The following is a 19,852-nucleotide window of genomic DNA, read 5'->3' as shown; positions in this document are numbered from 1 at the left end:
TCTGTGTGCGGCGCTGATGTAACCGCGGGCCGGTATGGCGATGCGCGGACCAGAGGCATATCAACAAACCGAGCTCGGTGGCTCCTGCACAAATGCTGCTTTCTCTGACCCGGATCTGATCGATCCTTTGCCCTTACTTTTCAGTGACCTCCTCACACTCCCAACTTACCGGGACGTCGTGGCATGCCGTCTTCGCTATGCCATCGCCGCCACCGGATTCCGGTAATCCTCTTGTTTCATTATGATGGCCCAGAGGCCACGCGCCATCTTGTTGGCCAGCGCAATCGCGGCGACCCATGCGCGGCTTGCGGGTTAGTAGGCGTTTCAGCCAGCCATTATTCGGTGTGTCAAACCGCTCGACAGCCTGGAGGACAGCCATAGCGCCAGAGACCAAGAGTGTCCGGAGTCGCGCTGTCGCATCTTCGAGGTCTTCCCGAGCCGGGCTTTGCCGCCCGTCGAGTGCTGCTTCGGCACAAGCCCAAGCCAGGCGGCAAAATCGCACCCGCGCCGGAAGGTGGCCAGGTCACGGGCAAATGTCTCGATCGCAAGCGCCGTGACAGGAACCACGCCCGGCATGGTTTGTGTTCGGCGCACCAAGTCGGCTTTCTTGGCGGCACATCGCATCTTCGCGTCAAGCTCTGCAACACGCGTATTCAGCCCCTCAATCTGCCCCAGATACATCCGGCCGAGGTCACGAACCTCAGCATGCAGCGCGGTGTCATCACCTGCGATTGCGTCCGCGAGTCGCTTGAGATGGGCAGGCCCGCGGGCCGCGACCAATCCGTGTTCGGCGAGGTGGCCGCGTAAAGCGTTGATCATCTGGGGGCGCTGGCCGACAAACATCTGCCGCGTGCGAAACAGCATGGCACGGGCCTGCTGATCTTCCGTCTTCACTGCGAAAAAGCGCATGGTTGGACGCAATGCAGCCTCCAAGATGGCCTCTGCATCGGTCGCATCATTCTTCTGGCGTTTGACGAACGGCTTCACATAGACCGGCGGTATCAACCGCACGTCGCACCCCAGCTTCTCAAATTCGCGGCCCCAGCCATACGCCGTGGCCACGCCTCCATGGCGATCATGCATTTGGGTTGCTGTGCCACGAACGCGAGAAACTGGCCTCGTGAAAGCTTTTTGCGAAACGCGACTGACCCATCATTGTACGCACCATGCAACTGGATAACGCGCTTTGCCAAGTCGACACCGATAATTTTAATTTCGGACATAGATGCTCCTTCCTTCTGTGATGGCTTTTAACGCTCATCATAGTGGCACATTGCGATGCCGTCGGGAGGGGGTATCCACGCCATCAACAGAGCCTAGTAACGGGCATATCTGCCTCACGACAGGCTGAGCACGATCATACTATTTCCAAAGCAGGATTGTTCAATACATGGCGCATTTTTCGCCCTTACTCTGAGATAATTGGCGTATGCCGTTGACCGTTTGACGTCTTCGAGATTGGCGACGTCAGTTGGTGGCTTTGCCAAATGTTATGCTTGGGAGGATAAACATGGAAATCAGTAGAGAAGCCGATACGCTGCGGGCGCTTTATCAGAATTGGACCGATCAGATGGTCGAGAACCCAGACCTGACGATCGCGAACCTGCGCAGCATGTTCGATGAATGGGGGCAGCCCGCACTAGAGCCGGAAAACGTTAGCTACAAAAGCGATCATGTCGGAGGAGTTGAGGCTATCTGGGCCCTACCAGCCGGGGCAGATACCTCGCGTGTAATTGTTTACACTCATGGTGGCGGCTTTGCCGTCGGCTCAGCCGATAGTCATCGAAAAATGGCAGGGCACCTCGCTAAGGTGCTTGGGGTTACGTCGGTGATCCTGCACTATCGGCGCGCACCCGAGCACCCATTTCCGGCGCAGATCGAAGATGCAGTAGCCGCATACAAAGCGCTGCTGGATAAGGGTTTCAAGGCAAGAAATATTCTGACGGCTGGCGACAGTGCTGGCGGCAATCTTGCCATCGCCAGCGTGCTGAAGTTACGCGAACTTGGGTTGCCACTGCCCGGAGCGGTCATCGCCTATTCGCCCTGGCTCGACATGGCGATGCGCGGGGAAACACTGGAAACCAACGCGGAAACCGATGCGCTAGTCGGCAAACCGATCCTCGAAGCGATGGCGGGGATGTTCCTCGGTGAAGGCACGGATCCGCTTAATCCGTTGGCCAACCCGCTGGAGAACGATTTCACCGGTTACCCGCCGCTCTATATCAATGCCGGAGGGGCCGAGACGCTTAAGAGCGATGCCGAACGGTTGCACGAAAAGGCCAAGGCACAGGGCGTAAACGTGACCCTGTCTATCGTCGAAGGCATGCAGCATGTCTTTCCCGCGCTTTCGGGACGCGCGCCCGAGGCAAACGAGGAACTTGGTCGCATCGCCGCATGGTATCGGGCCCTCTGAGACCTGTACTCGCACTGCATTGCGGTGCGGTGCGAGACAAACCCCTACGAAACATTCATCTAGCATCTCACCCGCAATCTGCGGGGCGGAGCGGTCTTACTCTGGGAGGAGTGATATGAACATTCAGACTGAGAATACTAAAACGGTCGGAGCGGATTTTGACGCAGTCGTCATTGGCGCGGGCTTCGGCGGGCTTTACGCTGTCCACAAACTTCGCAACGAGCAGGGACTGAACGTCCGGGGCTATGACAGCGCCAGTGACGTTGGCGGCACCTGGTGGTGGAACCGATATCCCGGTGCGCTGTCAGACACGGAAAGCTATGTCTATCGCTATTCTTTTGACAAAGAGTTGCTTCGAAAAGGCCGCTGGAAAACCCGGTATCTGACCCAGCCCGAGATCCTCGAATACATGAACGAGGTAGCGGATCATCTCGATCTTCGACGCAGCTACAAGTTCGACACCAAAGTGGATGGCGCGCACTATAATGAAAAAACCGGTCTCTGGAACGTGATCACTGATAGTGGTGAGACAGTTACCGCAAAATACCTTGTCACTGGCCTCGGTCTCTTGTCCGCAACGAATGTTCCAAAATTCAAGGGCATCGATGATTTCAAAGGCCGTATCTTACACACAGGTGCCTGGCCCGAGGGAGTGGACTTGAGCAACAAACGCGTGGGCATTATCGGCACCGGCTCGACGGGTGTTCAGGTTATCACTGCAACGGCACCAATTGCAAAACACCTGACTGTTTTTCAGCGCTCTGCACAATATGTCGTGCCGATTGGGAACACCCCGCAAGACGATGCTACCATCGCCGAGCAAAAGGCGAACTACGATAATATCTGGAATCAAGTGAAGAATTCTGTTGTGGCCTTCGGCTTCGAAGAAAGCGCCGAACCCGCCGAAACCGCCTCGCCCGAGGAACGGGAGCGGGTCTTCGAAGCCGCCTGGCAGCGCGGCGGTGGTTTCTATTTCATGTTTGGCACCTTTTGCGATATTGCGACCAGCCAAGTGGCCAATGATGCGGCCGCTGACTTCATCAAGGGCAAGATCAAGCAAATCGTGAAGGACCCCAAGGTCGCAGAGAAACTGACGCCGAAGGACCTTTACGCCAAGCGCCCGCTTTGCGGAAACAACTATTACGAGGTCTACAACCGAGACAACGTGACCCTCGCCGACGTGAAGGCCGATCCGATCGCAGAGTTCACTCCGAACGGCATTCGTCTCGAAAGCGGCGAGGAGCATGAGCTTGACATCGTAATCTTTGCCACTGGTTTCGATGCGGTCGACGGCAATTACGTCAAAATGGACCTCCGCGGACGCGGAGGCGTGACCATGCGCGACACTTGGAAGGAAGGCCCACTCGGTTACCTCGGCATGATGGAGGTAGACTTCCCTAACTTCTTCATGATCCTTGGCCCTAATGGCCCCTTCACTAACCTGCCCCCCAGCATTGAGACGCAAGTTGAATGGATCGCTGACACGATTTGCGCAATGGAAGAAGAGGGGGTTCAAAGTGTGGAGCCAACCGTGGAGGCGCGCGACGCTTGGGTTGGCACCTGCCGTGAAATCGCCGACATGACACTCTTCCCCAAAGCTGAAAGCTGGATCTTCGGCGCAAATATCCCCGGAAAGAAGAATGCGGTGATGTTCTACATGGCCGGGATTGGCAATTATCGCAATGCCATTAGTGCGGTTAAGGAGGAAGGTTATACATCCCTGATCCGCGACCGCACTGCCGAGAAGGTGTAAAGAATTCCGTCGGGCATTAAGAAAACCCGGCGGAAACAATTAAATTTGTTCATGAACACTCAGGAGAGAACTATGGGACGGGTATCCGGAAAAGTCGCACTGGTAACAGGTGGCGCCATGGGCATGGGAAAAGCCCATTGTGAAACGCTGGCACGTGAAGGCGCGCATGTATTTGTAACCGACCGTGATACGGAAGCGGGTGAAAGCGTAGTAAAAGGTATCATTGGAGCCGGAGGGAAGGCGGAATTCATTCAGCATGACGTGACGCTTGAAGAAGATTGGAAGAATGTCATCTCCACGGTGCAATCAAGTGCTGGTCGACTTGATGTGCTAGTGAACAACGCTGGCATTCTCATTCTGAAGCCGCTCCACGAAACCTCGCCTGACGAATTTGACATGACGATCAACGTCAATGTACGCGGTGTTTATCTCGGTATCCGAGCCGCGGTTCCATTGATGAAAGAGACCGAAAAAGCATCAATTATCAATATTTCTTCAATCTATGGGATTGTTGGTGCCGCTTCGGCGGGAGCCTACATTGGATCCAAAGGCGCCGTACGGATGTTGACCAAATCCTGCGCAGTCGACCTGGCCGAAAGTGGCATACGTGTCAATTCGATCCATCCCGGTGTCATCGATACTCCCATGACAAAAGATCTGCTACACGCCGACGAAGAGACCCGGCAGGCAATTCTGGGGGCCACGCTGCTCAAGCGGCCAAGCAAACCTGAAGAGGTTTCGAATGCGGTCCTGTTCCTCGCATCGGATGAGTCATCGTTCGTTCACGGAGCAGAGATTGTAGTAGATGGCGGTTATACTGCGAATTGACAGAGACACATCCCAAGTAACGGCCTGGAACCCGGGCCGTTACTGCCATTGCAAATTTCCAAGACGATAAACGCCAATGAAAATAATTGCACCTATAAAACACCTAATTGATTACAACGTGAAGGTTCGCGTTAAGGCGGACGGTAGCGGAGTTGGTCTCGCGAATGTGAAGATGTCGATGAACCCGTTCGACGAGATTGCGGTTGAAGAGGCGATCCGTCTGAAGGAAGCGGGCAAGGCGGACGAGCTTGTCGTCGTGTCGATCGGCGTGAAACAGGCGCAGGAAACGCTGCGCACGGCGCTGGCGATGGGCGCGGACCGGGCGATCCTCGTCGTGGCCGCCGACGACGTGCACCAAGATATCGAGCCGCTGGCGGTGGCCAAGATCCTAAAGGCCGTGATCGACGCCGAGGCGCCGGGCCTGGTGATCGCGGGCAAACAGGCGATCGACAACGACATGAACGCGACCGGCCAGATGCTGGCGGCGCTGCTGGGCTGGGGTCAGGCGACCTATGCCTCTGAGGTTGCGATCGAGGGCGAGCATGCCGTCGTGACCCGCGAAGTGGACGGCGGTCTGCAGACCATCAAGGTGAAGCTGCCGGCGATCGTCACCGCCGACCTGCGCCTGAACGAGCCGCGCTACGCCTCGCTGCCCAACATCATGAAAGCCAAGAAGAAACCGCTGGACGAAAAGACCGCCGCCGATTTCGGCGTCGATGTCACGCCGCGCCTGACCGTCGTCAAGACGGCAGAGCCCGCCGCGCGTTCGGCCGGGGAAATGGTTGGCTCGGTCGACGAGCTGGTGTCGAAGCTGAAAGAAAAGGGGATCGTGTAATGGCTGTTCTTCTCCTTGCAGAAATCGCCGGTGGTGCACTGGCGCTGGACGCCACCGCCAAGGCGGTGACCGCTGCCAAATCGCTGGGCGATGTGACCGTTCTGGTTGCGGGCCCCGCTGCCGCAGGCGAGGCCGCGTCGAAGATCGACGGCGTGGCAAAGGTTCTGGTGGCGGATGACGCCGCCTATGCCAACGGCCTGGCCGAGCCGGTCGCCGATCTGGTGGTCAGCCTGGCAGGCAATTATGAACATATCGTTGCTCCGTCCACGGCGAGCGCGAAAAACATCCTGCCGCGCGTCGCGGCGCTGCTGGACGTGATGGTTTTGTCGGACGTCACCGCCATCGTGGACGGGTCCACGTTCGAACGCCCGATCTACGCGGGCAACGCGATTCAGACGGTAAAGTCCAACGATTCCAAGAAGGTACTGACCGTCCGCACCACCGCCTTCGACGCGGCTGGCCAGGGTGGTTCGGCCGCCGTCGAGGCCATCGCAGCGGCCGGCAACGCGGGCCTGAGCGCCTGGGTCGAGGACAAGGTCGCGGCGTCGGATCGTCCGGAACTGACCTCGGCCAAGATCGTGGTCTCGGGCGGTCGCGGCGTCGGTTCCGAGGAGAACTTCGCGATCATCGAGGGCCTGGCCGACAAGCTGGGCGCGGCGGTCGGCGCCTCGCGCGCGGCGGTGGATAGCGGGTTCGCACCGAACGACTGGCAGGTCGGCCAGACCGGCAAGGTCGTGGCGCCCGAGCTGTACATCGCGGTCGGGATTTCCGGGGCAATTCAACACCTTGCAGGCATGAAGGACAGCAAGGTCATCGTCGCCATCAACAAGGATGAAGAGGCCCAGATCTTCCAGGTCGCCGACTACGGCCTGGTCGCAGACCTGCTCGACGCCGTCCCGGATATGACAAAGGCACTCTAAGAATGACAAACGTCTACATCTGCGATTACATCCGCACACCAATTGGTCGCTATGGCGGCGCGCTTTCTTCTGTGCGAGCCGACGATCTTGGTGCAATCCCACTCAGGGCCCTGGCCAGCCGAAACCCGAAGCTAGATCTAGCGGCCATTGACGAAGTGATTTTCGGCTGCGCCAACCAGGCGGGCGAGGACAACCGCAACGTCGCACGCATGTCGCTGCTACTCGCGGGATTTCCGGATTGTGTCCCTGGCACGACGATGAACCGGTTGTGCGGATCGGGTATGGACGCCGTAATCACAGCCGCCCGCGCGATCAAAGCTGGAGAAGCCGATCTCATTGTTGCTGGCGGTGTGGAAAGCATGTCTCGTGCTCCGTTTGTGATGCCAAAAGCTACAACTGCATTCTCGCGCGAAAATTCTGCTGAAGACACCACCATCGGCTGGCGCTTCGTCAATAAACAGATGAAGAGTCAATACGGCGTCGACAGCATGCCTGAAACGGCCGAAAACGTAGCGGAAGACTTCAGCATCAACCGCGCCGACCAAGATGCCTTCGCCATGCGTTCGCAGCGAAAGGCGAGAGATGCCATGGCGAACGGTCGTTTGGCCCGTGAAATTGTCCCGGTAGAGATTCCTCAGCGAAAGGGGGAGCCAAAGATCGTCGTACAGGATGAACACCCTCGCGCGGGTACGACTTTGGAAGCGCTCGCCCAACTGAAAACTTTCGTAAAAGCGGACGGCACTGTAACCGCTGGGAATTCTTCGGGCGTGAACGATGGTGCCGCAGCATTGATCCTTGCCACCAGCGACGTCGCAAAAAAATTTGGCCTCACACCGATCGCAAGGGTCTTGGGCGGCGCAACCGCGGGCGTCGCACCGCGCATCATGGGTTTCGGGCCGGCACCGGCGTCGGAAAAGCTGATGGCGCGACTTGGACTGAAACAAGAAGACTTCTCGGTAATCGAACTTAACGAAGCCTTTGCTTCGCAGGGTCTGGCCACACTACGGCACCTGGGGATCGCGGATGATGACGCCCGCGTGAACCCGAACGGCGGCGCTATTGCTCTCGGCCATCCGCTTGGCATGTCAGGTGCCCGCATCACTGGTTCAGCGATGCTGGACCTCAAACCTGGAGAAAAGTCGTTATCGACCATGTGTATTGGCGTGGGACAGGGGATTGCAATCGCGCTCGAAGCTGTCTGAGGTGCCGCGACAACCACAAAACTAACATAAGTTCTCTTATGGGATTTTTGGCCAACCCAAAATTTCCGGTAGAATTAGTCCTCTACAGCCTCCCTGTTGTCGCCTTTCAAATTTTCCCCGGGAGCGACCGACTAGCGGCACCGGTAATGCCGGTGCCGCCCTTTTCCGAAAGAACGATTGAACGGCCCAGAATGTTTGCGAGACGGATCATCCCGTGACCTGCGTATCGGCAGGCATCCCATTTCGGCGACCTCGCGCCGCTACAAGATTTCTTCTCTGCACTTCCGAATGTAACATATATCGCGTGGCGATATTTCGCGCAGCGTGTCCGTTTCGCGGGCATGAACTTGCGGGACCGTGTAGCACTGAACATCCAGGACTTGAGACGCGCCCGCGGCCTCAGCCAAGAGGAGCTTGCTCATCGGGCCGACGTGAGCCGCGGCCATATGGGCAAGGTCGAGAACGCCAAGTTCGCCGCCTCCCTCGACCTTCTCGAACGTATCGCCAAAGCGCTGAACGTAGATCCAAAAGAGCTCTTCACAAAACGCTAGCCATTATTTGCCAGCTCCTGATGCGTCCTGGAGTGGAACGTCTCAAGAGGTAGTCAAATGGAGTGCAGAGAGTTCAATGGGTAAGAAGAAGACAGGCTGGCCCTTCCAAGACGGGTTTCTGAACGATGGTGCGCAGGAGATTCACCTGTTCACCGATTACCGTTGGAATGATGGCTCGGTGAGCCGTCGTTGGCATGTTGATCCAGAACGCTATGACACAGATCTTGCCGACCTTCGCCCGTTCTCCCTGAAGGCATCGGACAGTTCGGATCAGTAGGAAAACCACTCCGAATGACCCATGTTGCCCTCGTAGTCGCCGTATTCGACCATGATGCTGCGGGAGTAGAAGTGCCAGAGGCCACCACCGCTTGGGTAGGCAATCTCCTGACCGCTTTCCGAGATGAATGTCGCGGGCCAGGGCGTGTGGGATCCGTAAACCCGCTGGATGTAGCGGCAGGTCCGGTTTTCGCGATCGCAAGAACGTATCGACCAGTCCCATTGACGCGGCTCGTCACGCGGCTCGTAGGAGCGCCCGGTGAACCAGATCACATGAGTCCGGTTCAGCCATTCGTATTCAGGTAGGTTGGTGTCGAGTTCGCCCTCTCCACCCGGTCCGCCCAGCTCGACCGGCACGTGAGCGAAGGTACAGACCCCGAAGGGCGGCAGGCTGGGCCAGGGCGTGATGCGGCGGATCATGGTGCGATAGGCCCGTGCGCAGACAGCGCTCGGCGGGAAACCTCCCGCCATGCAGAGCATGATAGCGCAGTCGATATCATAGGCCTGCGCCTTCTCAGGGGCTCCGAACACCGCCATCGCCCCCATCGCCGCTGCCATCGCCTGTCGATTCATGTCGCTCTCCCGCAAAAGTTGCGGCAACTATCGTGCAATATGTTTTTTTCCGCAATATGTTGTATTGACTCCATATGACTTTATGGCCTTAGTGTCGTGAAGTAGAAGGGCTCTCGTGGGGAGAGTCCGAACATGCCGATAGCGCGCAACCAGATCCTGATCACCATCGATGGTGTCAAAGACCTTTTTGAAAAGGGCATCGCGTTCCGCTGCCGGTATGAACTCGTGGGGTTCACGGACGATGGCAAGCCGCGCTACCAGTGCATCTACCTGCGCGAGGGCGAGCCGGAAGCCATTCTGGTCTCGACCCGGATCACCCCGCACGGGCCAGAGCCGCGGTATTTCAACATATGGCCGGGCCTCTTCAAACATCATCTCGAGTTCGGTGACGGGCGCGATCTGCGCTTTGGCCCTGACTACAGCATTACCCTCGAGGAGCGCGGCTGACGTCATCGCCTTCGGTCGCGACGGCACAGCCCGGACGTCTGGCTGGACCTTCTACGGAGACCGACCTGCTTGGGCAGGGCTGGATGGTGACGCTGAGGCCGGGGTCGTATTGGCGTCTCGGGATGCCACCCCTCCTTCGGGTCGAGACGACATCCTCGACCTGATCCGCAGGACTGCTGCCCGCCACCAGAGCAACCATGCGCTCCGGAAGGTGGGTCTTGATGCAGGCCACTGGCTCGTCCTGTTCCGCGCCCTTATCGAGGCCGAGAGCAGCTACAACCCGACCGCCGTGAGCCCCAAAGGCGCCTATGGGCTCGGCCAGCTGATGCCAGACACGGCCCGCAGCCTCGGGGTCGATCCGCGCGATCCCTCTCAGAACCTCGATGGCGCCGCACGCTATCTGCTCGCGCAGATCGCCACGTTCAAGGACATCGATCTGGCGCTCGCAGCCTATAACGCCGGCCCGCACCGCGTGGTCGAGCATTCCGGCATTCCACCCTTCACCGAGACCCGCGACTACATCGCGCGCATCCACCGGATCCGGTCCCGACTCGCGGCTACACCTGTTTCCTCGCCGGACATCCGCGTCGCAGCCCGGGTGCCTGCGCGCGCTCCGGTCCTCATCGATCTTCAGTAAAACAAGGGAACTTCGCATGCTCAGACATCGCCTCAGCCGCCTCTTGCCCGTCGCCACAACCCTGGCAGCTTTCGCAACGCCCGCTTTCGCGCAGGACTTGTCACCGATCCAGACCATGCTGGAAACCGTCGAGGCCGCGCTGACCGGTCCGATCGGGATCGCGGTCGCCACGCTCGCGGTCATCGGCACCGGCTTCATGTGCATGATGGGGCGGCTGAACTGGGGCTGGTTCGCCTCGGTCATCATCGGGATCGTGCTGATCTTCTCGGCCGGCACCATCGTCGACGGCTTCTCCTGAGGTTGGAGAATAGAGTTGGCAGAACGATCCCCCCTTTTTCTGGGCCTCGCCCGACCGCCCAAGTATCTGGGCCTCCCTGTCGGATACCTCGTGGTACTGGCGACCGGGGTCGTTCTGCCGTTCATCTGGACCAAGTCGATGGTGTTCTTCCTGATCGGCCTTGTCGCCTATCCGATCCTCTGGTTCGTCGCTGACCGCGAGCCGCATTTCTTCGAAGTGCTGCGCGTCTCCTATGGATCAGTGCGCCCGACGAAGAACCGGGCCCTGCACGGAGGCGACAGCTTTGGCGCTTGATGCGGGCACTCTTTCCACTCACGGAACCGCTCTGCTTCAGGCTGGCGGCGGGGCGTTCGCGCGGGAGAGCTATCTCGCGGAGCATCTGCCGTATTTTGCGCTCGCGGAAGACGATGTCATGGTCCTGCGCGAAGGCGACCTCTTGGCGACCCTGCGCCTTGATGGTCTGAATCCGATGACCTCTGAGGACGCCCGGCTCGACGCGCTCAAACGCGCGGTCGCGGCCATCGTCGCCCAGACTGGCAGTGCCTTCGGCTTCTACATTCACCGGATCTCCGTGCCGCAGGATCTCGGGATGCGCCCCATCGAGGGAGACAGTTTCGCAGCCGCGATCGACGCGCGCTGGCAGGCCCATGTCAAAGACCTCTGCCCCGCCAAGCGCCAGCTCTATCTCAGCGTGATCCGGCGCCCCGACATTTCGGCTCGTATTCCGCTCCTCCGCGCGCTGGCCCGCAAGGCCTGGGTCAAGGACCGCGCGACGCGCCTGCAGGAGCTGAACGAGGTCATGGGCTTCTTCGAGGTGGCGCTTGCCTCGGCCAATCCCGTGAGGCTCACAAAGTCGGGCGGGGAGTGGCTGGGCTACCTCAACACACTGAACGCAGGCAGCTTCTCCCCGATCTCCTTCGGGCAAAGCACCCTGCCCCTCTCGCACACGCTCAGCAACTGCCGCGCGACCTTCGACGGCGACGTGGTCACCCTGACCGACGCCGTGACCGGCCAGGTCAAATACGGCGCTCTCTTCTCGATGAAGACTTATCCGGCGCTTACAGACGTCACGCTGCTCGACGCGCTCGACCTGCCGCTCGACATCGTACTGACGAACTCCTTCAGCCCGATCCCGAACAACATCATGGCTGAGCGCATCCAAAGGATCATCCGCCAGATGCATGCCTCCGACGATGCCGCCGTTTCCCTGCGCGAGCAACTCGGGCAAGCCGCCGACGATCAGGAAGCAGGCCGCATCGCCTTTGGCGACCATCACCTCTCGATCGCCGTCTATGCACCAGACCGCGACACGCTCGAACGGGCCGCCGCCCAGATCAAGCGCGTGGGCCAGGAGATCATGTCGGTGATCGTGCGCGAGAATATGGCATTGAAAGCCACCTACTTCGCGCAGTCCCCCGGCAACTTCGGCTACCGGGCGCGGAAGACGCCGATCTCCTCGATCAACTTCGCGGATTTCGCGGCACTTCACGGCAGCGTCGAAGGGCGCGGGCCGGATCAGTCGCCTTGGGGTCAGACCATTTCGGTCCTGCCGACGGTCGGCACCTCGGGTTATCGCTTCAATTTCCACGAGGCGGGCAGCCCGGGCAAGGAACCGACCGTCGGCCACACCCTCGTTCTGGGACGCACCGGCACCGGCAAGACGCTCACCACCGCCTTCCTCGCGGCGCAGGCGCAACGGGTCGGCGCGCGGCTCTTCTTCTTCGACAAGGATCGCGGCCTCGAGATGGCCGTGCGCGCCCTCGGAGGCCGCTACAACGAAATCCGGGCCGGTGTTCCCACGGGGCTGAACCCGCTTGCGACCGAGACCGATGAGCGTGGCCGCGCCTGGCTCTCGGACTGGCTTGCGACCCTTCTCACGCGCAATGGCACGCTCTCGGGCGAGCAATCCCGCCATATCCAGAGTGCCGTCGGGCAGAACGCCGATGCGGGCGCGGCGCTGCAACGCTTCGTTAGTTTCGAGACGCTGTTTCAATCGCTTGATGATGATGGCGAGTTGCAAAGCCGCGTCGCCGAATGGGCGCCGGGTGGGCGCTACGGTTGGGTCTTTGACGAGCCGGAACAGGGTGCCGGGCTTGAACTGGCCTCCGACATCATCGGCTTCGACATGACCGAAATCCTCGACATGACCACCGAGCGCATGGCGGTGCTCTCCTATATCTTCCGCCAGATTGAACGCGTGGTCGAGGACCGCCGCCCCACCATCATCGTCCTCGACGAAGCCTGGAAGCTCTTGGACGATCCCTACTTTGGGGCGCGACTCGAAAACTGGCTGGTGACGCTGCGCAAGATGAACTGCGTCGTCATCATGATGACGCAATATCCAAGCCAGCTGCGCGACAGCCGCGTCGGCAAGACCATCGTCGAGACAGTACCGACCCAGATCCTCTTCCCGAACGACCGCGCCACAATCTCGGATTACGATTTCCTCCGCGTGAACGCCAAAGAGGCGGCCCTTCTCGTCCAGCCCACCATCGGCCAGCGCATCGCGCTTGTGCGCTCGGCGGGCGACAGCGTCTTCGTCGACGCCGATCTCTCCGCGCTTGGAGACCTCCTTCCCATCCTTGGCGGCGGTGCCACCGGCGAGGCCCGCGTGCCTGCCGATTGGCGCGCCAATCCCGATTTCTGGAGACATGTGATATGAGTTCAAAACCCCTCCTGGCGCTTTGCGCTGCCGCAAGCCTGCTGTCGGCTTGCGAAAAGTACACCGAGAAAACCTCGCCCTGCTTCGGTCGCAATGGCGAGCCGCAGGTGACCCGGTCCGCGCTTTCCTTCTCGACCATGGGCGCAGCGGTTCAGGAGACGGACAAGCCCGACTGCACCTTCGAGCCCCTGCCCCGTCCGGAATGAACCGCGCCGCGATCATATCCGCCGGGCTTTGCCTCGGCCTCGGTACCCTGCCCGCGCATGCCCAAGGGGTTCCGACGCAGGACAATTCCGCGATCGGCCGCGCCATCGCACGGGTGACGGCATTGGCCGAGGATCTGGGCGTGCAGCAGGACAAGGACCGCACCGAGTCCACGCTGGCCGACGTCCAGGCCGACCAACTGCGCGTCCTCGAGGAGATGACCGCCGCGATCACCGGCCCCGGCTTCGATATCCGCGCGCTCGAGGGCAATGCGGATTTCGGGGTGGCGGCGGTCTACCCGAACACCGATGCGAGTCCGATGGTGAGCCGCCTTTTTGGCGAGGGCCGCGAGACCGTCGAGATGATGATCGTCGAGGTCGCGGGCGAGTTCGCAGGCGCGCCGGGTGTGGCCCGCGCCGGCCTCTCCGCCACCCAGTGGCGCTGCCTCTTCCAGGCCCTGATCAAGCAGGAGAGCCGCTTCAACGTCGCCGCCGAAAGCCCGGTCGGCGCCTATGGGCTGACCCAGCTCATGCCTGGAACCGCGTCTGACCTCGGCGTCGATCGCTATGATGTGAAGGACAACCTGCGCGGCGGCGCGCGTTACATCACCACGCAGTTGGGCCGCTTCGGCAACATCCCCCATGCGCTTGCGGCCTATAACGCCGGACCGGGCCGGGTCATCGAATATGGCGGCGTGCCGCCCTTTGCCGAAACCCAGGGCTACGTGCGCAACATCTCGAAGTTCTACAACGAATACCTGGCTGTCGTTGGCGGCGCCGACGCGCTCGGGACGCTCTCGCCCTCGGATTTTGCACTGGCCGAATATGCCAGCATCTCCGAGGCAGGCGTCTATTACGCCGCCGATAGTTCGGCAACGACCGAGCAAGTGATCAACCGCCTCCGCGCGATCATCCTGCAGATCGATGCGCAGCCCAATGCCAAGGCGGCCTGGGAACTCAACACCTACGCCAAGGCCGAGATCGCCCGCATTCTCAATCTTCGTGTCCGGCTGATGGCCGCCAACCAGCAGCGCGAGGCAGCCTACGCGCAGCACCTCGTCGCCGACCGATTGGCCGAGCGCGACTTCATGCAAATGGGAGTTCCCGAATGAGACAGCTTCTCCTGACCGCCGCCGCGGTCACCGCGCTCGGGCTCAGCGGGCCCGCCACGGCTCAGGGCGTGCCGACCTTCGATGGCTCGCAGCTTGGCCAACTCGTCGCCCAGCTCGAACACATGGCTGAGGATCTAAATGTCCAGATGCAGCAACTCGCCACCATGCGGCTGGAACTGGAAACCCAGCTGTCGCAGCTCACAAACCTTGAGGCGCAACTGACCTCGCTGATCGAGGGCAGCGGGTTGGGCGAGCTCTTCGCAACAGTCGAGGAATTCCGCGCGCTGCGCGGCAAGCTCGTGGCTCCTCTCAACACCGCGCAGTCCTTGGCCAGCGGCGATTTCCTCAGCGGCTTCAATCCCGGTGCGGAACTCTCGGCCTCCGTCGAGCGCGTGCTGTCGGGCAGCGGCTTCACCTCGGAGCGCCTGAGCACGCTCTCGGGATCGGATCAGCCCGCCGACAACCGCATAGCCGCCTCCGCCGGAGCCAGCGCCATGCTGTCCGTCGCCGCGCAGGAAAGCCACGAGGAGGCAGGCCAAAGCCTCGAGCGGCTCGAGACCATGGTCGGGCTCATCGATGATCAGGACGGTCTAAAGGCCGCTGTCGATCTCAACACCCGCGTCACCGCCGAGCTCGGCATCATCCTGACCCAAATCTGGCGGCTGGAAGCGGCGCAAGGCGTCAGTGCCGGCCAGCTTGGCGTCGTCGATGCCGCGACCCTCGCGGATGAGCGCAAATTCCGCTCGATGGCGGTGGACCCATGAGGCAAACCATGACTCACAGCTTGGCATCAATTCGGTCTCTTTGCTTCGCCGCACTTGTCGTGAGTACCCTGCCCAGTGTTGCGTTGGCCCAGACCCCGAGCACAGATCCCTCCGGCGACACGACCTTCAACTCGATGGCCATCGCGCGGGACCAGGCCGACGCATGCCGGGTCCCGAAACCGCCCATCGATCTGGCCGAGACCGCATACCTTCGCAATGGTTACCGCGCGATTCTGCGTATCCTGATCGCTGAAGAGGCGCTCGCCTCGGAGAGCTGTACCTGCCTGCTGGGCGACTTCACCTGGGACCAAGCGCTTGACGCCATGCCCCGGTTCCAGACCTCGGACAACCCGCGTCTGCCGTTCAAGGTGCTCGATCTCTACGCGCAGGCCGACGCGCTCGAGGCTCAGGTCGTGGAGGTCTGTGCGGAATAGATGGGAGTAATTCGCGACATACTGGGACAGGTCGACGCCGCGGTAGACACTGTGGCGCAGGACGGCTTTGTCTCTTCGGCAGGCGCTGTCGGCGACGTGATCTCGGCCGGGGCCGCGCTCCTCGTCGTGCTCCTCGGGATCAACGCGGTCATGCAACTCCGCCCCCTGCCCTTCGGCACCGGCTTTGCCTTCGGGATGAAGGTGGCGCTCGTGGGCATATTCGCGCAGAGTTGGGATAATTTCAGCGTCATCTATGACATCGTCACGCGCGTGCCCGACTCCGTCGGGGCCTCGATCCTCGCGCTCACCGGCTCGGGCGATGAGGCCGGGGTCTATGAGAGCCTCGACAACATGGTCGCCCGCATCACCGCCTATGGCGACACGATCGGCGACCGGGCGGGCTGGGTCTTCGGGGCGGTCCTGGGCGCGATCTTCTTCGTCCTTTCAGCCGTCTTTGCCGCCGTCACCGCCGGGATCATCGCCTTCGCCCGCATTGTGTTCGCGCTGATGATCGTGATCGCCCCCTTCATGATCGTGACTTCGCTGTTCAAACCAACCCAGTCGCTTTTTGAGGCCTGGACCCGCGCCACCATCGGCTATGCGCTCATGCCGGTCGCCGCCGCCGGGGCCGCAGGCATCATTGTCGCCATCGCCGAGGCCATCGGGGACGCCTCCGCCGATCCGGGTGATGTCGAGACCGTCAGCCTCATCCTGCCCTTCCTCGTCATCCTGATCCTCAGCGCCGGGATCATGGCCTCGGTCCCCTACATCGCCTCCAACCTCACCGGCGTCGTGGGCATTGCCTCCAACGCCGTGGGTCTGACCGGCCTCGCGCGTCAGGGCTTCGTGAACACGCGCCAGTATGGCACCGGCGCGACCTCCCGCCTCGTCACCGGCAAGTCTCCGCACGAGCTGAACCAGATGGCCAATGCGGGCGTGGTCAAAACCGGCGAGATGATCCGCCAAAGCCCCGGCGCGCTTCTCTCCGCCGCCAAGGCCTTCCGCAAACCCTGATGTGAAAGACGATTGACTTGAAGAAGCTTGTGACCAGTTCCCCCGCGCCCGATCGCGATGCTTTTGAGGCGGATTTCATCTACGGGCCAAGACGGCGCGAGCGCTTCGCGTGGTTGGTCGCGGCGGCCGGTGTGCTGGTCGGCGTGGCCGGCATGGTCGCCGGCGCGAGCCTCTTTCCGCTCAAGACGACCGAAACCTTCGTGGTCGTGGTCGACAAGGAAACCGGCGAAATGGACCGGGTCGCCGCCGTCCAGGCGCTGACACTCTCGGAAAGCGATGCCATCATCCAGGCCAATCTCGTGGCCTATGTCGATGATCGGGAAACTTATGACCTGACCGATGGCGAGCAACGCATCAACTCGGTGCTCGACCGTTCGGATGGCGACGCCGCGCGCACGCTGCGCGATCTCTGGTCCTCCACCAACGAAGACTACCCGATTACCGTCTATGGCCGTGACGCCAAGATCGAGGTGGTGATCAAGTCGGTGAACCAGATCGAGCGCGGCGTGGCCCAGGTCCGTTTCACCCGCACGCTGCGCCGTCCCCGCGATACCCGCACCGTCACTCGGTCTTACGTCGCCACTGTCGGTTACGACTTCCAACCCGAAACCCGCCAGCGCCTTCAGGACGTCTGGGCCAACCCCTTGGGCTTCGTGGTGACCTCCTACCGCGTCGACGCCGAGACCCTGGAGAACTGACCTAAATGAGATCTCTACCTGCGCTCCTCCTGGCGCTTGCCATGCCCGTTGCCGCATCCGCCGAAGCCACGCCACAAGGCGGCCCGCTCGATATCCGCATCCGCACTGCCGTCTACAATGAAAACCAGGTCTACCGGATCGAAACTGACTTGCGGCATTCGACCACGATTCATTTCGGGGCCGGGGAGAGGTTCGAGGCGGTCATTGTCGGCGACACCGAGAGCTTCCAGGTCGATCCGATCCCCGAGCTCGGCAATGTTCTCACGATCAAACCGCATGTGGCCAATGCCTCGACCAACATGACGGTGATCACCAACCGCCGCACCTATTCCTTCCACCTGCGCGAGGGTTCGATCCCGAACCGCACTGGTATGTTCTTCGAGGTGCGCTTCCGCTACCCCGACGAGGAACGCCGCGCGGCGGGTGCCACCCAGCCCAAGGGCTATGAGGCTCCGCGGAACTACAACTACCGCGTCTCGGGCGAAGGTGATTTCCGCCCCAGCCATATCTACGACGACGGGCGCTACACGTATTTCGTCTTCCCGGAGAACAGTCGCCAGCCCGCCCTCTTCAAGGCCGATGACCAGGGTCGCGAGCGGACGGTCAACTGGACCCAGCAAGGCAACACGGTCCGGGTGCTCGGGGTGAACACTTACTGGACGCTGCGCATCGGCGACGAGGCGATCTGCGCCTGGCGCGACGAAAGCGCGATCTACGTGAGCAACTGACCATGGCCGATCAAACCCCTCCCGATCTGCAGGACCGCCTCGACCAGTTCAACCAGCGTGGAAAATCCGGACGCCGGGGCAACAGCCTCGGGGTCGGTGCGCTCGCCGCGGCCCTCGCCCTTGGCGGCGCCGGGGTCGCGTATTTCCTGGCCACTGGTCTGCAGGAAGGTGACAGCGCACTTGAGACCTCCGATGTCGAGACCTTCCAGGACCGCCGCCCCGGGACCGGCGGGCGGCTGGAATTTCCGCCTGACGAGACCGAGCAACGGGTCAACGACGCGCTGATCGCCGTCGAGGAAGCGCTCGAGGTGCCTGCGGCGCCAGCACCTGAGCCGAGCGCCGAAGTGTTGGCCGAGATCGCCAAGCTGCGCGAGGCGCTGGCCGCCAGCCAGGCCGCCCGCAACTCGGAAATCCAGTCCGCCGTCTCAGATCTTCGGGAAGCATTCGACGAGCAAAAGGCCGCGCTCGAAGCAACGCTCGCCGCAAAGGAAACCGAGCTGGCCAATCTGCAGCGCCAGACCGAGACCCGCATCGAAGGTTTGCAGGCCATGCTGGATGCCGAACGCGCGCAGCGCGAGGGGCTCGAGGCCGAGCTCGACCGCGAGGGTCTGATTGCCGATCAGCGCCTTCTCGAAGAACGCCGACGCCAGGAAGAGGAGCAGCGCCAGCGCGAGGCCGAACAGGTCGCCAAAGAGCTTCTGACCGCGCAACGCCCCTCCCCCGCCGTGGTCGCCGCTGCCGGTCCCCGTGGTGGCCAACGGGGCGCGGCGGTCGCCGCTCCTGCTGCCGCTGGAACCGGGGGCCCGGTACTCTCGGGCAATGAGGCGTTCCTGCAAAGCGCGCGCCCACTCGAAGTGCAAGAAGCTGCCCGCCTCACCCATCCCGAACGCACGCTGACGCAAGGGTCCGTCATCCAGGCGGCGCTCCAGACCGCTATAAACAGCGACCTGCCGGGCTCCGTGGTCGCGGTCGTCTCCGAGCCGGTCCCGGCGTTTTCCGGGGACCGGATCCTGATCCCCCGGGGCTCCCGCCTTTTTGGCCAATACCGCTCCGACATCGAGATGCACCAGAAGCGCATCCTGATCCTCTGGACCCGCGTCCTGACGCCGGACGGCACCTCGATGGAAATCGCCGCCGTGGGCGGGGACCAGCTTGGCCGCTCGGGCCTCACCGGTCTCGTCGACACCAAGTTCGCCGAGCGCTTCGGCGGGGCGGCGCTGATTTCCGTGATTGGGGCGGCACCGGCCGTCGCGGCCGAAAGCAGCAACAAGGAGACGACAAGCATCGTCCTGGGCGATGTCGGCAGCGACCTTCAGGATGCGGTTGGATCCGTCATTGCCGATCAGGTGTCGATTGCGCCGACGATCTATGTCGATCAGGGGGCCTCGGTTACCGTGCTCGTGGACCGGGATGTGGTGATTTACTGATGGAGCAGGCGTCACCAGCTTCATACCTCGAGCGCTACCTCGACCCGTTCCGCGACCTGCTGAGGCGCGACGACGTG

The 19,852-nt window shown here is 61.5% G+C and carries 22 protein-coding genes and 1 pseudogene; 21 read left to right on the top strand and 2 right to left on the bottom strand.

From position 1 onward, the window contains the following. Positions 1–195: 195 nt before the first annotated feature. Positions 196–1,223, bottom strand: a pseudogene (locus RID11_RS16235) (IS110 family RNA-guided transposase). Positions 1,224–1,510: 287 nt separating this feature from the next. Here RID11_RS16235 and RID11_RS16230 point away from each other — a divergent pair. The 8 genes from RID11_RS16230 (at position 1,511) to RID11_RS16195 (ending at position 8,779) form a co-directional block, all read left to right on the top strand. Continuing rightward, entirely contained in the window at positions 1,511–2,413 is a 903-nt protein-coding gene (locus RID11_RS16230; RefSeq protein WP_017468330.1) for an alpha/beta hydrolase, read from the top strand. A 115-nt stretch (positions 2,414–2,528) separates the two neighbouring features. Then, positions 2,529–4,166 (top strand): flavin-containing monooxygenase, encoded by a 1,638-nt coding sequence (locus tag RID11_RS16225; RefSeq protein ID WP_009804217.1) that lies wholly within the window; start codon positions 2,529–2,531, stop codon positions 4,164–4,166. 72 nt (positions 4,167–4,238) lie between these two features. Continuing rightward, on the top strand, positions 4,239–4,994 hold the full coding sequence (locus RID11_RS16220) for an SDR family NAD(P)-dependent oxidoreductase (protein WP_009804216.1): 756 nt from the start codon (positions 4,239–4,241) through the stop codon (positions 4,992–4,994). Between the two features lie 76 nt (positions 4,995–5,070). Next, a complete protein-coding gene (locus tag RID11_RS16215) occupies positions 5,071–5,829 on the top strand; it encodes an electron transfer flavoprotein subunit beta/FixA family protein (protein WP_009804215.1) in 759 nt (252 codons plus the stop codon). Next, on the top strand, positions 5,829–6,749 hold the full coding sequence (locus tag RID11_RS16210) for an electron transfer flavoprotein subunit alpha/FixB family protein (RefSeq protein WP_009804214.1): 921 nt from the start codon (positions 5,829–5,831) through the stop codon (positions 6,747–6,749). The genes RID11_RS16215 and RID11_RS16210 overlap by 1 nt, the downstream gene beginning before the upstream one ends. 2 nt (positions 6,750–6,751) lie before the next feature. Continuing rightward, entirely contained in the window at positions 6,752–7,951 is a 1,200-nt protein-coding gene (gene pcaF / locus RID11_RS16205; RefSeq protein WP_009804213.1) for a 3-oxoadipyl-CoA thiolase, read from the top strand. A 341-nt stretch (positions 7,952–8,292) separates the two neighbouring features. Beyond that, positions 8,293–8,502: a helix-turn-helix domain-containing protein gene (locus tag RID11_RS16200; protein ID WP_133840905.1), complete on the top strand. Its 210-nt coding sequence runs from the start codon at positions 8,293–8,295 to the stop codon at positions 8,500–8,502. 76 nt (positions 8,503–8,578) lie between these two features. Next, positions 8,579–8,779, top strand: a complete 201-nt coding sequence (locus tag RID11_RS16195; protein WP_133840904.1) for a hypothetical protein — start codon at positions 8,579–8,581, stop codon at positions 8,777–8,779. On the opposite strand, the gene RID11_RS16190 is transcribed toward RID11_RS16195, so the two are convergent. Further along, entirely contained in the window at positions 8,773–9,351 is a 579-nt protein-coding gene (locus RID11_RS16190) for a hypothetical protein (RefSeq protein ID WP_133840903.1), read from the bottom strand. The genes RID11_RS16195 and RID11_RS16190 overlap by 7 nt on opposite strands. A 132-nt stretch (positions 9,352–9,483) precedes the next feature. On the opposite strand from RID11_RS16190, the gene RID11_RS16185 reads away from it, so the two are divergent. The 13 genes from RID11_RS16185 (at position 9,484) to RID11_RS16125 (ending at position 19,775) form a co-directional block, all read left to right on the top strand. After that, the gene (locus tag RID11_RS16185) at positions 9,484–9,798 is read left to right on the top strand and encodes a hypothetical protein (RefSeq protein WP_133840902.1); all 315 of its coding nucleotides are present in this window, start codon (positions 9,484–9,486) and stop codon (positions 9,796–9,798) included. A gap of 211 nt (positions 9,799–10,009) precedes the next feature. Further along, positions 10,010–10,435 (top strand): lytic transglycosylase domain-containing protein, encoded by a 426-nt coding sequence (locus RID11_RS16180; RefSeq protein WP_425537427.1) that lies wholly within the window; start codon positions 10,010–10,012, stop codon positions 10,433–10,435. 16 nt (positions 10,436–10,451) lie between these two features. Next, positions 10,452–10,733 carry a TrbC/VirB2 family protein gene (locus tag RID11_RS16175; RefSeq protein WP_065335126.1) on the top strand — a complete coding sequence of 94 codons (282 nt, stop codon included), beginning with the start codon at positions 10,452–10,454 and terminating at the stop codon, positions 10,731–10,733. A 15-nt stretch (positions 10,734–10,748) separates the two neighbouring features. Further along, positions 10,749–11,027: a VirB3 family type IV secretion system protein gene (locus tag RID11_RS16170; protein ID WP_038070148.1), complete on the top strand. Its 279-nt coding sequence runs from the start codon at positions 10,749–10,751 to the stop codon at positions 11,025–11,027. Beyond that, positions 10,966–13,395 (top strand): VirB4 family type IV secretion/conjugal transfer ATPase, encoded by a 2,430-nt coding sequence (locus RID11_RS16165; protein ID WP_235872045.1) that lies wholly within the window; start codon positions 10,966–10,968, stop codon positions 13,393–13,395. The genes RID11_RS16170 and RID11_RS16165 overlap by 62 nt, the downstream gene beginning before the upstream one ends. Then, on the top strand, positions 13,392–13,601 hold the full coding sequence (locus RID11_RS16160) for a hypothetical protein (RefSeq protein ID WP_133840900.1): 210 nt from the start codon (positions 13,392–13,394) through the stop codon (positions 13,599–13,601). Before RID11_RS16165 ends, RID11_RS16160 begins: the two co-directional genes overlap by 4 nt. Beyond that, positions 13,598–14,710, top strand: a complete 1,113-nt coding sequence (locus RID11_RS16155) for a lytic transglycosylase domain-containing protein (RefSeq protein ID WP_133840899.1) — start codon at positions 13,598–13,600, stop codon at positions 14,708–14,710. Before RID11_RS16160 ends, RID11_RS16155 begins: the two co-directional genes overlap by 4 nt. Beyond that, complete coding sequence (locus RID11_RS16150; RefSeq protein WP_152460853.1) at positions 14,707–15,474, top strand: type IV secretion system protein; 768 nt, start codon at positions 14,707–14,709, stop codon at positions 15,472–15,474. Before RID11_RS16155 ends, RID11_RS16150 begins: the two co-directional genes overlap by 4 nt. An 83-nt stretch (positions 15,475–15,557) precedes the next feature. Then, a complete protein-coding gene (locus RID11_RS16145) occupies positions 15,558–15,908 on the top strand; it encodes a hypothetical protein (protein WP_350141024.1) in 351 nt (116 codons plus the stop codon). Further along, positions 15,909–16,922, top strand: a complete 1,014-nt coding sequence (locus RID11_RS16140) for a TrbL/VirB6 family protein (RefSeq protein ID WP_133840896.1) — start codon at positions 15,909–15,911, stop codon at positions 16,920–16,922. Positions 16,923–16,939: 17 nt separating this feature from the next. Continuing rightward, positions 16,940–17,620: a VirB8 family type IV secretion system protein gene (locus RID11_RS16135; RefSeq protein WP_133840895.1), complete on the top strand. Its 681-nt coding sequence runs from the start codon at positions 16,940–16,942 to the stop codon at positions 17,618–17,620. Positions 17,621–17,625: 5 nt separating this feature from the next. Next, positions 17,626–18,348, top strand: a complete 723-nt coding sequence (locus tag RID11_RS16130; protein WP_133840894.1) for a TrbG/VirB9 family P-type conjugative transfer protein — start codon at positions 17,626–17,628, stop codon at positions 18,346–18,348. Between the two features lie 2 nt (positions 18,349–18,350). Further along, a complete protein-coding gene (locus tag RID11_RS16125; protein WP_350141021.1) occupies positions 18,351–19,775 on the top strand; it encodes a TrbI/VirB10 family protein in 1,425 nt (474 codons plus the stop codon). Positions 19,776–19,852: the final 77 nt, after the last annotated feature.

Source organism: Roseovarius sp., from assembly GCF_040219995.1.
GTDB lineage: Bacteria > Pseudomonadota > Alphaproteobacteria > Rhodobacterales > Rhodobacteraceae > Roseovarius.
The sequence above is the reverse complement of the archived record's forward strand: the minus strand, read 5'-3'. Positions and strand labels throughout refer to the sequence as shown.

Coding starts and splice junctions, on each gene's coding strand:
- RID11_RS16160 (WP_133840900.1), top strand. CDS start 13,392: ATGAGTTCAAAACCCCTCCTGGCGCTTTGCGCTGCCGCAAGCCTGCTG.
- RID11_RS16215 (WP_009804215.1), top strand. CDS start 5,071: ATGAAAATAATTGCACCTATAAAACACCTAATTGATTACAACGTGAAG.
- RID11_RS16165 (WP_235872045.1), top strand. CDS start 10,966: ATGGATCAGTGCGCCCGACGAAGAACCGGGCCCTGCACGGAGGCGACA.
- RID11_RS16125 (WP_350141021.1), top strand. CDS start 18,351: ATGGCCGATCAAACCCCTCCCGATCTGCAGGACCGCCTCGACCAGTTC.
- RID11_RS16230 (WP_017468330.1), top strand. CDS start 1,511: ATGGAAATCAGTAGAGAAGCCGATACGCTGCGGGCGCTTTATCAGAAT.
- RID11_RS16220 (WP_009804216.1), top strand. CDS start 4,239: ATGGGACGGGTATCCGGAAAAGTCGCACTGGTAACAGGTGGCGCCATG.
- RID11_RS16225 (WP_009804217.1), top strand. CDS start 2,529: ATGAACATTCAGACTGAGAATACTAAAACGGTCGGAGCGGATTTTGAC.
- pcaF (WP_009804213.1), top strand. CDS start 6,752: ATGACAAACGTCTACATCTGCGATTACATCCGCACACCAATTGGTCGC.
- RID11_RS16210 (WP_009804214.1), top strand. CDS start 5,829: ATGGCTGTTCTTCTCCTTGCAGAAATCGCCGGTGGTGCACTGGCGCTG.
- RID11_RS16195 (WP_133840904.1), top strand. CDS start 8,579: ATGGGTAAGAAGAAGACAGGCTGGCCCTTCCAAGACGGGTTTCTGAAC.
- RID11_RS16190 (WP_133840903.1), bottom strand. CDS start 9,351: ATGAATCGACAGGCGATGGCAGCGGCGATGGGGGCGATGGCGGTGTTC.
- RID11_RS16185 (WP_133840902.1), top strand. CDS start 9,484: ATGCCGATAGCGCGCAACCAGATCCTGATCACCATCGATGGTGTCAAA.
- RID11_RS16150 (WP_152460853.1), top strand. CDS start 14,707: ATGAGACAGCTTCTCCTGACCGCCGCCGCGGTCACCGCGCTCGGGCTC.
- RID11_RS16130 (WP_133840894.1), top strand. CDS start 17,626: ATGAGATCTCTACCTGCGCTCCTCCTGGCGCTTGCCATGCCCGTTGCC.
- RID11_RS16140 (WP_133840896.1), top strand. CDS start 15,909: ATGGGAGTAATTCGCGACATACTGGGACAGGTCGACGCCGCGGTAGAC.
- RID11_RS16200 (WP_133840905.1), top strand. CDS start 8,293: ATGAACTTGCGGGACCGTGTAGCACTGAACATCCAGGACTTGAGACGC.
- RID11_RS16175 (WP_065335126.1), top strand. CDS start 10,452: ATGCTCAGACATCGCCTCAGCCGCCTCTTGCCCGTCGCCACAACCCTG.
- RID11_RS16155 (WP_133840899.1), top strand. CDS start 13,598: ATGAACCGCGCCGCGATCATATCCGCCGGGCTTTGCCTCGGCCTCGGT.